Origin of the sequence: Pontibacter pudoricolor (assembly GCF_010092985.1) — a bacterium.
Lineage (GTDB): Bacteria > Bacteroidota > Bacteroidia > Cytophagales > Hymenobacteraceae > Pontibacter > Pontibacter pudoricolor.
This window is the reverse complement of the sequence record NZ_CP048106.1, coordinates 2693464-2706878: the sequence shown is the minus strand read 5'-3', so window position 1 is coordinate 2706878 and position 13415 is coordinate 2693464. Positions and strand designations below refer to the sequence as shown.

Sequence of the window (13415 nt, the reverse complement as noted above, 5' to 3'; positions counted from 1 at the left end):
TTGCTTTGCTTTGGAAAAGCAAGACCAATGATGGCTGTAACTATAGTTTGTTAGTTTTTCTGCAATCAGCCAAGCCCTTGCTGCGTGTTTTCACCAGCAAGCACAGGCAGCCAACTAATGGATTGTTGGTGAAAACACCAACAATGGTCTGATGGTCCAGGATTGTAGAGACGCAATATGTTGCGTCTCCCCTATGCAACTACAGGTTTAAACTTGGTTTTAATTCTGCTATGCAACTATAGCCTAAGCAAGTTTGGAGACTCGCACCCACTGCAGGTCACCGGTCAGATACCGGCGCCAGTATTTCCGGCCGAAACTATAGTTATCAACTTCTTAAAACTATAAAACCAGCAAAACCAACCTTTTCTGCTCCCGCAGAAAGCCAGTTACAAACTGGCACCAGGCAAAACCACAAATTACGCTAATGCTAAACTTGCGGTATGGATCAGATTAATCCCGGTTCAAACAAAATCATATCTAATCAGGAAAATCGATTTAGCTTAAATAACAAGTCAATCCACAACCAAACCTATAGTTCCATAGCGGAGACGCAACGTATTGCGTCTCTACAGCAAATCCTGGAACGCAACTGCATACAAAAAAAGCCCGGAGCGTATGCCCCGGGCTTTCCATTTATTTACTAAACTATAGTTAGCTAACCTTTTTTGCTGTTGGCTGTGGTGCCGGAGCAGGCTTCTTCTCATCTTTCATCGTATCAACCACAATTGGCGATGCAATAAATAACGTCGAGTAAACACCAAATACCACACCGATCAACATGGCAAGTGAGAAACCGCGAAGTATTTCACCACCAAAAATGAACAGCACAAGCACCACCATAAATACAGTAACCGATGTAATAATGGTACGGCTGAAAGTATCAATCAGGGCTGGGTTAATGATTTCTCTAACGTGCGCTTTCGGATTATCATTCATGTACTCACGCACACGGTCAAAGATTACCACGGTATCGTTAATTGAGAAACCGATGATGGTAAGAATTGCCGCAATAAATATCTGGTCCATCTCATAAGAAATTCCGAACAGATCCAAAATAGCAAATATGGCAATGATCATCAGGGCATCGTGAAGCAACGCTACCACACCACCCAAGCTAAACTGCCACTTGTTGAAGCGGAACATTACATAAATAAAGATACCAACCAGTGAAAGAAGAAGCGCGATAACGGCTGTATTCTGAATATCATCCGCTACGGTAGCACCTACTTTTGAAGAGCTTAGTACTTCAGGGTTCAGGTCACTGAACTCAGCAAGACCAGCATCCAGGGCAGCTTTTACCTGCTCGTCTGCCTGAAGACTCTCGTCATCAGCCAGCCAGCTTGTAATAACTTTTACACGGTTAGAGGCACCAAAGGTCTTAACTTCTGTACCTTCCTCATGGAAATCATCTGTCAAGGCGGCGCGCACATCAGATGCTGGAATTGCCTTGTCGAATTCCACAACATAAGAACGTCCACCTTGGAAGTCAACACCCAGGTTTGGTCCTTTAATGGCCATAGCCACAAAGCCGAAAATGATCAGAGACAGAGAGAATGCATAGGCTGGTTTTTTCCATTTCATTACATCAAACTTCACATTCTGGAACATTCTCTCAGCAAATGCATTAGAGAACGACAGCTTGCCCGTTTTCAGGAAAGATCTTTCGATCAACAAACGGGAAATGTAAACAGAAGTAAAGAATGAAGTTACGATACCTAACATCAACGTGATAGCAAAGCCTTTAACCGGACCTGAACCAAAGAAGTAAAGGATAAAACCAGCCAGGAACGTAGTTACGTTGGCATCCAGAATAGTTATGAAAGCCTTGTCGTAACCTTTGTTTATCACTTCGCGCATGCTCAGGCCTTTCCGGGCTTCTTCGCGCATACGCTCAAATATCAGTACGTTCGCATCCACGGCCATACCCAGCGTAAGCACAATACCGGCAATACCAGGCAGCGTAAGGGCTGCATTAAACTGAGCAAGAATACCCAGGATAAAGAAGATGTTGAATACTAAAGCCAAGTCAGCAATAAAACCACCACGGCTATAGTAAGCGATCATGAATACAACCACGATCACAAGACCTGCCAAAGTAGAAAGTAAACCCTGGTTGATAGCTTCCTGGCCTAATGACGGACCTACGATCGCTTCTTCCACGATACGGGTAGGAGCTGGCATTTTACCGGCTTTCAGGATGTTTGCTAAGTCCTGCGCTTCTTCGATAGTGAAGTTACCGGAGATAGACGAGCTACCACCTGTAATTTCGCCCTGCACCACCGGAGCAGAATATACATAGTTGTCAAGTACGATGGCGATCTGGCGACCAACGTTGTTACCTGTCAGGCGAGCCCATTTCTTGGCACCTGTCGGGTTCATGGTCATGTTGATCTCAGGGCGACCCTGCTGGTCGAAATCCTGACGGGCATCGTTGATAGCATCACCGGAAAGTGGCGCTTTACCGTCACGACCTTTTTTAACAGCGTACAGCTCTACAAACTCCTGGCGGTTATCGCCTGCAATTGGCTTCACATCCCATAAAAACTTCATGTTAGGAGGGAAGATGGCACGAACGTCAGGTCTTGCAAAAATATCATTGATCTTGGCAGTATCGCGCACGTTAGCGCCAATACCGTTTGGTAACTGTGTAAACAGACGGGCAAGCGGGCCAGCCTGGTTCGCAAGTGAATCGGCAGCAGCTAAAGCAGCGGCAGCAGTATCTTTAGCAGTGGTATCAGAAGCAGCTACGGCGTTAGAGTCAGAGGCAGCAGCCTGTGCCAGTACGTCGCCTTTAGCAGCAGCGGCTTTTAAAGGATTTTTTGTTTCAGTTTCTCTCAGGTTCAGGTTACCTGCTTTTTCCTGTTGTGTAAGGTACTCGTTCAGCTGCATAAAGTAAGGGCTGAACTCCTGCGGAGACCATACTTCCCAGAACTCCAGGTTAGCCATACCTTGTAACAGTTTACGAACACGCTCAGGGTTGTCAATACCAGGTAATTCGATCTGGATACGTCCACTGCCTTTCAGGCGCTGGATATTTGGCTGGTTTACACCAAACTTATCGATACGGGTACGAAGGATGTTGAAAGAACGACCGATGGCATCTTCGACTTCCTTGTCAATGATGTCAATTACCTCTTTGTTTGATGATTCGTAGCTGATCTTGCCACGGTTTGCAGAGTTAGAGAAAATACGGCTTAGTCGGCCATCTGGCTCCACTTCGCGGTAAGCTTGTGCAAACAGGGTTGTAAAGCGCTCCTGGCTGTTCTTCTGCAGTTCCTGTGCACGTGCAAGCGCCTTCAGGAAGTTAGGGTCTTTGCTGTTACCAGACATAGACTTGATGATCTCAACAGGAGATACTTCCAGCACCACGTGCATCCCACCTTTTAAGTCAAGGCCAAGACCAAGCTCATTTTCTTTGATTTCCTGGTAAGTGTATCCAAGAAACACAGGCTCTTTCCAGATTGAATCGAGGTAGTCCTGCTTTTTAACAAGATCTATGTTACCCTGTGCATCTGTAGCAAATGCTTCTGCATCCTTCTGCACGTTGTGGGCAACAAACGAGAATGACAGGAAGTAAAGGCACAAGGCCGATACGATAACTGTCAGCGTGATTATTAACGATTTGTTACGCATTGGTTAAATAAAAATTATGGAATAGATTGTTAGATTAATACTGTGTAAGTGTCTGCAAATCAGTGTGCTTATGAATAACTGAATGCCAGTGCAACGCGTTCCGTCTGAGGTGTTTACCTTGCAGGGAAAGCTGTTTTTTTAGAATAAAGAAGGGTAATTGTGCAGCCTAAGGGGCGTTGGGCTGTATGGTTGTAGGGAAAAGCTGTGCTACAAAGCCATTGCCTGAAGGTAAGGCAGTCTGGGCTGGCAGCACTTCGTCGGTCAGGGCTGCAAAAGCAGGAAACGAGGCCGGCAACGTAGCCTGCTGCAGGTTTAAGGTTATAAAAGAGGTGGTAGCCTCTAACGATACTTTCTGTTTTACAACTGTTTTAGCTTCCGGAGAAGGAACATCGGTAACCCGTGGCTTCTCCTGCTTTTCAGTGTTATCTGCCGGCAATACATAGGCACGCACCTCCTGACCATTGAGCATAAGCGCCCAAAGCAAGGTTACCGACATCAAAAGATACCTGAGCTGCTGTGCTATAGTTTTGTTTTGTGGCATGTGTAGTTACAAATGTAACTTCTTTCCTTTAAAAATAAAATCGTTAACGGTTTACTTCAATAAAACGCTTTACATCGTGCTTTTTCCCGATCAGGATCAGAATATCGGAAGCGTAAATAATGGTATCGGCCTTAGGTACGCCGATGATGTGCTCTACCTGGGTTGGTTTACCGTCCTGTATTTCCTCAAAAAAGCGCTTTATAGTTATCATGTTAAGGTTATACTTCTCGCGGAGCGATATTTTAGCCAGGCTTTTGTTCGCAATGCCACGAGGCGTATTGATCTCCACGATCTCATAGTTATCAGGCAGCGGAAGAAACGTACGGATGCTCGGTTGCAGCAATCTTTCGGCTACGGTCTTACCAACTTCCCCTTCCGGCGACAGGATTTCCTGCACGCCCATTTTTTCCAGGATGCGGCGCTGCTGTTTGTTGGAGGCACGGGTAATTACGCGTTTTACGTTAAGCTCCTGCAGGTTGGCCGTTGTTATAAGCAGGGCTTCAAAGTCCTCACCAATGGCTACAATCACAGCTTCCATGTCCTGGATGTTCTGCGCTTCCAGGGCACGGATATCGGTCGCATCTAAGGCAACAGCGTAGGCAACATCGTCTTTAATGTCTTCTACATGTTCTTCCTCAGCATCTATAGCAAGTACCTCGGCGCCGCGCTCGGCCAGCGTGCGGGCAATGGAGTTGCCAAAAATACCCAAACCAATTACTGCGAACCTGTGTCTCATAGTTTACTTTATTTTTGAGTTAAGGAAAGTGGTTAGTACCTCCAGTCCTTTTTCAAAGTTATTATTATTCGGGATAATAATATCAGCGTCGTTTTTATAGGGCTTAATATATTTTTCGTAGGTAGGCGCTACATGGTGCGTGTAACGGTATAGTACGTCGTCCAGGTCGTAGCCGCGCTCTACTTTGTCGCGAACTATACGGCGCTGCAGTTTTATATACTCTTTGGCATCGATGTATACTTTCAGATCGAGCAGTTTGGCTATTTCCTCAAAGTAAAACACAAAAATACCTTCCACTACAACTATAGGCGCCGGTTTAAATTCCAGCTGCTTTGGCACTACGTTGGGGTTGTTAAAAGTATATTCAGTCCGGTAAACAGTTTCACCCTGGCTCACTCTCAGTACGTCGTGGGCATACGCCACTTCGTCTATACAGGAAGGAAGGTCGAAATTAGTAACCCCGTTGGTGTCGCAGGTCTGGTGTTCGCGAGATTTGTAATAATTGTCCTGAGAGATCAGGCAGACATTTTCTGGTGAAAAAGATGTCAGTAGCTTGTTCAAAAAAGTTGTTTTTCCTGAAGCACTACCTCCTGTAATCCCGACGATATATGGCTTTTGCATTGGAAGCTATGGTTTCAGAATACAAAATTAAGAGAATAAAAGGCACAAGACCATAACTAAGCCAATAAATTTATAGTTTCTACTGCGCCTGCAGAAAACCAATTAGTTTTTGCATCGCTCTGCCACGATGGCTGATCGCGTTTTTCTCTTCGGAACTCATCTCGGCAAAAGTCTTTTCGTAACCTTCCGGTATAAAAACCGGGTCGTAGCCGAAGCCTTTGTCGCCTTTGTATTCGTGTGCTATAGTTCCGTTTACGATGCCTTCAAACTGGTATTCCCTGTTATCTAAATACAAGGTGATGGAGGTGCGGAAACGGGCACGGCGGTTATCCTGCCCCTGCAGGCTTCGGAGCAATTTGTTTATATTATCGGTGTCGGAGCGTTGCGGGCCGGCATAGCGGGCAGAGTAAACACCTGGTTCGCCGCAAAGGGCATCTACTTCCAGGCCGGTGTCGTCGGCAAAGCAGTTTACATTATAGTTCTCCCATACGTAGCTGGCTTTCTGGCGCGAGTTGCCTTCCAGAGTGTCCTGGTCTTCAGCCAGTTCTTCGTGGCAGCCAATATCTTCCAGGCTCAACAGCTTGTACTTCCCTTCCAGCATCTGGCTGACTTCAGCAATTTTGTTCCGGTTGTTGGTGGCAAAGCAAAGCTCTTTCATAAGGTACAGTTCGTAAGGGGGCAAGTTTTATAGTTGGTGGGTTTTTACCGGATTTTATAGTTTATAGTTGCGATGCAGGCTGTTGCTCGCTCTGGTGCTTTAGTTTGTCGTATTTCCTGTTGTTGGCTTTCCATTTGTAGTTTGCCATTATCAGGCCTATAACTACAAACAGCACCAATTTTGCCAGGAATTCTAAGGATAGGACCATTTCCATTACAGGGGCATCGCCATACCGGAACATCAGCGAGAAAAAGCCGACAAGCAGACCATAAATAAGCGCATGAGACGCCATGTACGTTGTTTTGCCTTTTGCCTGCTGTTTCGGCCAGGTGTGTAGCAGGTATTCTTCTTTTGGGGTCATGGGCTAAGTTGTTTAATTGCTGATGTCTAAATTGTTAATTGTTTCAATGAGAATGATGCGGATTGTCTATGTCTACTATACAGTTGACTGGCAAGGTTTTAAGTTGAAACGTTGATTGTGATCCAACATGCTTTTGTGTAATAACAATTTAACAATCAACAATTCAGCAATTAAATTAATGCAGATACGCCGCTACTTCATCCTGCAACACAACTTCCACATGCTCGCGCAGGGTGGTTGCCAGCGATAAACCGGTGTACGTGGCCGCTACCGGGTATAAGGTATGGTGGCGGTTCACCAACGTAGCGATCTCTACTTTTTTAGGGCTCTGGGGCAGGAAGGAAGTTAACGTATAAGCCAGCGTTTTTCCTGTATTTAACACATCATCCACTATAATTACTACCTTGCCGGCTATAGCTATAGTTTCGGGCTCTAAAACGACAGGTGTTTCCAGAGGGCTCACCTTATTTAGTTTTATAGTTAGCAACTGTACATTTATCGGCGAAATACTGCGCAGTTGGGTAGCCAGCATGTCGGCAAGTAACGATCCGTTTTCGTGGATGCCAGCCAGCACCAGGTCCTTCTCCTCGAAATTGTGCTCGTAGATCTCGTAGGCCATGCGCTTAACTTTCTGCTTTATCTGCGTCTGGTCCAGTATCAGGTGTTGGTGCGGATGTTTCATGGTGTATAGTTGGTTGCTGCCCATATAGCTAAAGCAAAGTTAAAAGATAATTCGCAGCACCACACTAATTTAGCCTAAGTGCAAAATAATTTGGTTAGTAGCGTTTTAAATTTAGAAATTGTTGTTAAATTTGCAGTCCGATTCAGAAATTAAGGTTAATTAACGTTTATAATAATGAAAAAAGGCATTCACCCAGAGTACAGAGAGGTGGTTTTCCAGGATATGACGAGTGATTTCAAATTTATCACACGTTCTACCATGAACTCTGATGAGACAATCACCATGGAAGACGGTAAAACATATCCGGTAGTAAAAGTGGAGGTTTCTTCTGCGTCACACCCTTTCTATACTGGTAAAAACATTTTCGTGGATACTGCTGGTCGTGTAGAGAAATTCAACACACGTTACAAGAAAAAATAAGCGGTTCCGCCCGGTTAAAACGTTTCTTAAAGAGTCTTTCCGTATTTTTCGGGAAGACTTTTTTATTTTTGCTCTATGAACATCATTCTCTTCGACGATCCGGTGATCCGGCAGAACCTGTTACCGCTTACGTTCACGCGCCCGGTGGCAGAAATCCGCACAGGTATTTTAACTATAGCTGAAAAATGGCAGGAGTTTACAAGGCAGGTGGTTTCTTCGCTTACCCAGGATTACCTGAGAGCAAAGTACGTACCTTATTATGATAGCTTTCACAACTGTTACATTAACGGTGCTGTTATCCCGTCCGTGGAGCTGATAGAGGAGATGAAGAAGCTGGCTTATGGAGAATCGTTCTGGAAAGGTGATACGCTTGTTGCTTTTAACGGTGGCAGCGAACAACTGGAGAACCTGGATGAACTGATAGAACGGGCAGGACAAACCAAAAAAATGTCCTTCGAAGGCGAAGTGCAAATGATCAGGGAGGTGTGGGAGATCTTTGTGCACAATGGCCGCGAGATCCGCAGCGATTTTAAGATTTTAACCAAAGACCGCAAAAGCCAGCCCGTAAATGATAAATTTACAGCTGTTTACAACGAAGAGAACATTTTTATTGAAGAAGGCGCTAAAATCAGAGCGGCAGTTTTAAATGCCGAAGATGGCCCGATTTATATTGGTAAAAATGCGCAGGTGCAGGAAGGTGCGCTGATAAAAGGCCCGTTTGCGCTCTGCGAAGGCAGCCACGTGAACATGGGCGCTAAAATGCGTGGCGACGTAACGGTTGGGCCGCAGTCTAAAGTAGGTGGTGAGATCAGTGCATCGGTTATACTGGGCTACTCCAACAAAGGGCACGATGGCTTTTTAGGCAACTCCGTTATTGGCGAGTGGTGCAACCTGGGCGCAGATACCAACACATCAAACCTGAAGAATAACTATGCACAGGTTAAACTATGGAACTATGCCCGCGGCGGTTTCAAGAATACAGGCGAGCAGTTCTGCGGCTTAATTATGGGCGACCATAGTAAGTGCGGCATAAATACCATGTTTAACACCGGTACGGTAGTAGGGGTAAGTGCCAACATTTTTGGTACGGGCTTCCCGCGCAACTTTGTACCTTCGTTTAGCTGGGGCGGTGCTTCAGGTTTCGAAACGTACCAGCTGCGCAAAGTATACGAGGTAGCCGAAAAGGTAATGGAACGCCGTCACAAAGTATTAGACGATACCGAAAAAGCCATTTTAACCGAAATCTTTAACCAAACCCAACAGTACAGGGTGTGGGATAAAATTTAATTGTTAATTGCTAAATTGTTGATTGTTAATTGTCAGAATCAGGATTTACAGGATTAAAGGATTAGCAGGATTTCAAACTCACTCCTTTAACTCCTGAATTCTTTAACTCAATTACCTTTCTAACTTCCAAACTTTTTAACTTTCTAACTACCACCGTGCAGTTCTCTCAGATACTCGGACACCAGGAAACGAAGCAAATGCTTTTAAACTCTGTGCAGCAAAACCATGTGGCGCATGCGCAGCTGTTTCTGGGCAAGGAGGGAAGTGCCAATCTGGCGCTGGCGCTGGCTTATGCCACCTACATCAACTGCGAAGATAAGCAGCCTGACGATTCATGTGGAACATGTGGCAGCTGTACCAAAATGAACAAACTGGTGCACCCGGATTTTAATTTCGTGATGCCGGTTACAGCTACTAAAACTATAGCAGCAAAAGATGCGCTTAGCCAGAATTTCCTGCCGCTTTGGCGCGAGTTTGTGCTCGCAAATCCGTACCAGGGCCTGAATGAGTGGATGCAACACATAGGGGCCGAAAACAAGCAGGGAGCCATTTCGAAAGAAGAAAGCCGGCAACTGGTAAAACTTGTTTCGCTGAAGGCCTTTGAAGGCGACTATAAAATTGTGCTGATCTGGCTGCCTGAGCTGATGCACCCGTTTGCTGCCAACGCGCTTCTGAAATTGCTGGAAGAGCCACCGGCTAAAACGTTGTTCCTGCTGGTGTCGCAGCAATCAGATAAGCTACTTGCAACTATAACCTCGCGTACGCAGATAGTGCAGGTGCGCAATTTTACCGAACAGGAAGTAATAACCTGGCTGCAGCAAAACTATAGTACCGAACCTACAGCTGCTTATCAGGTAGCACAACTGGCGGAAGGCAACCTGAACATGGCTGCTAACCTGCTTTCAGAAGTAAGCTCCGACTATTTCAGCTTCTTTTTGAGCTGGATGCGCAGCTGCTTCGGTTATAAGTTTGGCGAGCTGATTGACATGAGTGAGGATTTTCAAAAGCTGGGCCGCGAAAACCAGAAGAACTTTTTGCTGTATGCACTTAACCTTTTCCGGAAGGTGATGTTGTATGGCGTAGATGCCAGCCTGATTACCTATTTGCCAGCAGATGAGATGAAGTTTGTACAGGATTTCTCGAAGCTGATGAATGCGGAAAACGGCACCCGTATGGCCGAAGAACTGAACCAGGCCCATTACCACATCGAGCGAAATGCCAATCCCAAAATTGTTTTTGTGGATAGTTCTATACAGATTGCACATTTCCTGCGCGGAAACTATTAAACAGAATCATGCAGACAACTATAAAAGATAAGATCATAAACATTGGTACACGTGGCAGCAAACTGGCGCTATGGCAGGCAAATACAGTAGCCGATAAACTACAGGCCGCAGGTTTTGCTACCGAACTGGTGATCATTACTACCAAAGGCGACCGCATGCTGGACAGATCGCTGGACAAACTGGGCTCTAAAGGGGTGTTTACCGAGGAATTGGAAGACGGCCTGCGCGATGGCAGCATCGACATTGCCGTACACAGTGCCAAAGATGTGCAGTCTAAAGTATCAGACGACCTGGAACTGCTGGCATTCATGGAGCGCGAAAAAGTGAACGATGTGTTGCTATCGCTGAATCCGGATTTTAAACTGGAGCCAGGCAGCAACGCTAAAATTGGTACATCTTCTACGCGTCGTCGTGCGCTGCTCAATAAGTTTTACCCGAATGTGGTAACCGGCGAATCGCGCGGTAACCTGCAAACGCGCCTTAAAAAGCTGGAAAACGGAGAGTTTGAGGCTCTGATGCTGGCTTATGCAGGTGTGCACCGCATGGAATATGATAATCTGATCGTACACATTTTTCCGGAAAACCAGTTTGTGCCCGCTGCCGGACAGGGAAGCGTAGCCGTAGAATGCGCCATGAACCTCGAACCTGAATTAAAAGCCCGTATCAAAGCGGCTGTAGATCACGCGGAAACCCATCATTGCCTGCTGGCCGAACGTGCTTTCCTGAGAACCATGGAAGGTGGCTGCAGCATCCCGTCGTTTACGCTGGCAACGCTGAAGGACGAAAATACACTACAGATACAAGGCGGTATAGTTAGCCTGGACGGTCAGCGCCACCTGTACGAGGTGTTTGAAGCAACTATTGCGGAAGCGGAAACAACAGGTAAAAAGCTGGCTGAGACTATACTGTCTCGTGGTGGAGACGACATCCTGAAAGAAATCAAAGAGCACCGCAGCTAAACTATAGTTTTATCGGAATCAACTGAATTGGAAAAGAGGCGCACCTGTTGTGCCTCTTTTTTTGTCTGAATCTCTACCCCGGGATTTACAGAATTAAAGGATGTACAGGATTTGTAGAGACGCAATACTTTGCGTCTTTGCTATGAAACGATAGGCCTAATTCAGGGCTCCCTTTGCCTCTTCAACTATAGCACAGCGAGTCTAGAGACTCGCGTACACTCTAAGTCACCGGCTGGATGCCGGTGCCAGTTATACTATAGGCCTGGTAAAAGGTATTTTAACTGAAATCCTGAAGATCCTAAAATCCTGGAAATCCTGATTCAGACAAAAAAGAGACGCAAAGTATTACGTCTCTACATCGGGTCAATCCATTAAATCTCCCATTCATCCCGGTTCAGACAAAATCCCGCTGATCTGCGGCCCGGCAGCAATCATATAAAATCAGCCTAATCTCCTTAATCACTGCTCCTGATTTGGATTACAGCGAAAAAATGGGAATCTTCAAGCTTCGGAAAACCATACGGACTATGAAACTACACAATATGCTTTGCGCTATAGTTGCGCTGCTATTTTTAACTCCCACACTTGCATCCGCCCAGAAACTAAAAGGTAAAGACCAGCTTATAACTATAAGCACGCCCCAGGGCGATATAAAACTGGTGCTTTTTGAGGACACGCCGAAGCATAAAGAGAACTTCCTGAAACTGGCAAAAGAAGGCTTTTATGATGGCACTACTTTCCATAGAGTAATTGATGGCTTTATGATACAGGGCGGCGACCCGAACAGCAAAGACGATAATCCGAACAACGATGGTTCCGGTAATCCGGGCTATACAATTCCTGCTGAGATAAACTCAACCCACAAGCATGTGCGTGGTGCTGTAGCCGCTGCCAGAATGGGCGACCAGGTAAATCCGATGAAAGAGTCGAGCGGCTCGCAGTTTTATATTGTAGAGAATCACGACGGCACCCCGATGCTGGATGAAGCTTACACCGTTTTCGGGCAGGTAGTAGACGGACTGGATGTGATAGATAAAATTGCCGAACAGCCCAAGAACCAGCGCGACCGACCCCTTACGGATGTAAAGATGAAGGTGACTGTAGAGACTGTGAAGAAAAAGAAGATTGCCAAAAAATATAAATACAACTATACCCAGCCGTCTGCTTAACCCTGACTATGAAACGAATATTGATAACAGGCTCTAACGGACTCCTGGGTCAGAAACTGGCAGAACTATTACTCGATCAACCTGAGGTGGAAGTACTGGCTACCAGTCGTGGCGAAAACAAACTGGCAACTATAGTTCCGGCACTGCCCTTTGCATCGATGGATGTGACTGATAAAGCACAGGTTGAGGCTATCGTTAGCAAGTTCCGCCCGACGCACATCATACACACTGCCGCCATGACCAATGTAGACCAGTGCGAAACCGACCATGAGGGCGCTTTGCTGCTGAACCGGGATGCCGTGCAGTTTTTAGTGGATGCCTGTGAGAAATATAACGTACACCTGATACACGTAAGCACCGACTTTATATTTGATGGCGAAGACGGACCTTACAGCGAAGACGCCAAAGCAAACCCGGTAAATTTTTATGGCGAAACCAAACGCCTGGCCGAAGAAATTGTGAAAAAGGCCAGATGCAGGTGGGCCATTTTGCGCACGGTGCTGGTGTACGGCGTAGCCCACGACTATGGCCGTACCAATATTGTGCTGTGGGTGCGCGATAGTTTACAGGCCGGCAAAGTAATTAAAGTAGTAGATGACCAGTTCAGGACGCCTACACTGGCCGAGGACCTGGCCCAAGGCTGCTGGCTTGCTGCCAAACACGACGCGGAAGGAATTTACCACATTTCAGGTTCCGAAATGCTGACTCCCTATGACATGGCCCTGCAGGTAGCCGATTACTTTAACCTGGACAAATCGCTGATAGACAAGGCAGACGGCAGCACTTTTACACAACCGGCAAAACGACCGCCAAAAACCGGATTCATTATCACAAAAGCTAAAAAAGACCTGGGTTACTTACCGCATACTTTTGCAGAAGGCATACAGGTTGTAGCCGGCCAGGCTGCTCAATAGCAGTTTCCAGGTTCGTCAGGAGAAAGCTGTGTTTGGTCGGTGAAATATTAAAAATATGGAATTTAATATGGCGCTCTCAGAAGCAATCCCTAAATTGTAAGCTTAAATCCAGAATACTATACACTTAACAACCTAACTAAACTAATCA

Annotated in this window: 13 protein-coding genes; 6 read left to right on the top strand and 7 right to left on the bottom strand. The window is 46.0% G+C overall.

Annotation, left to right across the window (positions count from 1 at the left end; all coding sequences use genetic code 11):
* Positions 1 to 651: 651 nt before the first annotated feature.
* The 7 genes from secDF to GSQ66_RS11545 form a co-directional block, all read right to left on the bottom strand.
* Positions 652 to 3633, bottom strand: a complete 2982-nt coding sequence (gene secDF, locus GSQ66_RS11575; RefSeq protein ID WP_162427618.1) for a protein translocase subunit SecDF — start codon at positions 3631 to 3633, stop codon at positions 652 to 654.
* A 166-nt stretch (positions 3634 to 3799) separates the two neighbouring features.
* A complete protein-coding gene (locus GSQ66_RS11570) occupies positions 3800 to 4174 on the bottom strand; it encodes an RNA methyltransferase (protein WP_238395656.1) in 375 nt (124 codons plus the stop codon).
* Between the two features lie 43 nt (positions 4175 to 4217).
* Positions 4218 to 4910: a potassium channel family protein gene (locus tag GSQ66_RS11565; RefSeq protein ID WP_162427617.1), complete on the bottom strand. Its 693-nt coding sequence runs from the start codon at positions 4908 to 4910 to the stop codon at positions 4218 to 4220.
* A gap of 3 nt (positions 4911 to 4913) precedes the next feature.
* Positions 4914 to 5531 (bottom strand): uridine kinase, encoded by a 618-nt coding sequence (udk, locus tag GSQ66_RS11560; protein ID WP_162427616.1) that lies wholly within the window; start codon positions 5529 to 5531, stop codon positions 4914 to 4916.
* Between the two features lie 79 nt (positions 5532 to 5610).
* Positions 5611 to 6189 carry a non-canonical purine NTP diphosphatase gene (locus GSQ66_RS11555; RefSeq protein WP_162427615.1) on the bottom strand — a complete coding sequence of 193 codons (579 nt, stop codon included), beginning with the start codon at positions 6187 to 6189 and terminating at the stop codon, positions 5611 to 5613.
* Positions 6190 to 6250: 61 nt separating this feature from the next.
* Complete coding sequence (locus tag GSQ66_RS11550; RefSeq protein ID WP_162427614.1) at positions 6251 to 6550, bottom strand: hypothetical protein; 300 nt, start codon at positions 6548 to 6550, stop codon at positions 6251 to 6253.
* A 175-nt stretch (positions 6551 to 6725) separates the two neighbouring features.
* Positions 6726 to 7256 carry a phosphoribosyltransferase family protein gene (locus GSQ66_RS11545; protein ID WP_238395655.1) on the bottom strand — a complete coding sequence of 177 codons (531 nt, stop codon included), beginning with the start codon at positions 7254 to 7256 and terminating at the stop codon, positions 6726 to 6728.
* 150 nt (positions 7257 to 7406) lie between these two features.
* Here GSQ66_RS11545 and GSQ66_RS11540 point away from each other — a divergent pair, with 150 nt between their 5' ends.
* The 6 genes from GSQ66_RS11540 (at position 7407) to GSQ66_RS11515 (ending at position 13267) form a co-directional block, all read left to right on the top strand.
* On the top strand, positions 7407 to 7652 hold the full coding sequence (locus GSQ66_RS11540; protein WP_162427613.1) for a type B 50S ribosomal protein L31: 246 nt from the start codon (positions 7407 to 7409) through the stop codon (positions 7650 to 7652).
* 75 nt (positions 7653 to 7727) lie between these two features.
* Positions 7728 to 8939, top strand: a complete 1212-nt coding sequence (locus GSQ66_RS11535) for a GlmU family protein (protein WP_162427612.1) — start codon at positions 7728 to 7730, stop codon at positions 8937 to 8939.
* Positions 8940 to 9136: 197 nt separating this feature from the next.
* Positions 9137 to 10225, top strand: coding sequence for a DNA polymerase III subunit (locus tag GSQ66_RS11530; protein WP_317164194.1), 1089 nt, complete (start codon positions 9137 to 9139; stop codon positions 10223 to 10225).
* An 8-nt stretch (positions 10226 to 10233) separates the two neighbouring features.
* On the top strand, positions 10234 to 11184 hold the full coding sequence (gene hemC, locus GSQ66_RS11525; protein ID WP_162427610.1) for a hydroxymethylbilane synthase: 951 nt from the start codon (positions 10234 to 10236) through the stop codon (positions 11182 to 11184).
* Between the two features lie 527 nt (positions 11185 to 11711).
* Entirely contained in the window at positions 11712 to 12353 is a 642-nt protein-coding gene (locus GSQ66_RS11520) for a peptidylprolyl isomerase (protein ID WP_394351413.1), read from the top strand.
* Between the two features lie 8 nt (positions 12354 to 12361).
* On the top strand, positions 12362 to 13267 hold the full coding sequence (locus tag GSQ66_RS11515; RefSeq protein ID WP_162427609.1) for an SDR family oxidoreductase: 906 nt from the start codon (positions 12362 to 12364) through the stop codon (positions 13265 to 13267).
* The last annotated feature ends 148 nt before the right edge of the window (positions 13268 to 13415 follow it).

Coding starts and splice junctions, on each gene's coding strand:
- secDF (WP_162427618.1), bottom strand. CDS start 3,633: ATGCGTAACAAATCGTTAATAATCACGCTGACAGTTATCGTATCGGCC.
- GSQ66_RS11570 (WP_238395656.1), bottom strand. CDS start 4,174: ATGCCACAAAACAAAACTATAGCACAGCAGCTCAGGTATCTTTTGATG.
- GSQ66_RS11565 (WP_162427617.1), bottom strand. CDS start 4,910: ATGAGACACAGGTTCGCAGTAATTGGTTTGGGTATTTTTGGCAACTCC.
- udk (WP_162427616.1), bottom strand. CDS start 5,531: ATGCAAAAGCCATATATCGTCGGGATTACAGGAGGTAGTGCTTCAGGA.
- GSQ66_RS11555 (WP_162427615.1), bottom strand. CDS start 6,189: ATGAAAGAGCTTTGCTTTGCCACCAACAACCGGAACAAAATTGCTGAA.
- GSQ66_RS11550 (WP_162427614.1), bottom strand. CDS start 6,550: ATGACCCCAAAAGAAGAATACCTGCTACACACCTGGCCGAAACAGCAG.
- GSQ66_RS11545 (WP_238395655.1), bottom strand. CDS start 7,256: ATGGGCAGCAACCAACTATACACCATGAAACATCCGCACCAACACCTG.
- GSQ66_RS11540 (WP_162427613.1), top strand. CDS start 7,407: ATGAAAAAAGGCATTCACCCAGAGTACAGAGAGGTGGTTTTCCAGGAT.
- GSQ66_RS11535 (WP_162427612.1), top strand. CDS start 7,728: ATGAACATCATTCTCTTCGACGATCCGGTGATCCGGCAGAACCTGTTA.
- GSQ66_RS11530 (WP_317164194.1), top strand. CDS start 9,137: ATGCTTTTAAACTCTGTGCAGCAAAACCATGTGGCGCATGCGCAGCTG.
- hemC (WP_162427610.1), top strand. CDS start 10,234: ATGCAGACAACTATAAAAGATAAGATCATAAACATTGGTACACGTGGC.
- GSQ66_RS11520 (WP_394351413.1), top strand. CDS start 11,712: ATGAAACTACACAATATGCTTTGCGCTATAGTTGCGCTGCTATTTTTA.
- GSQ66_RS11515 (WP_162427609.1), top strand. CDS start 12,362: ATGAAACGAATATTGATAACAGGCTCTAACGGACTCCTGGGTCAGAAA.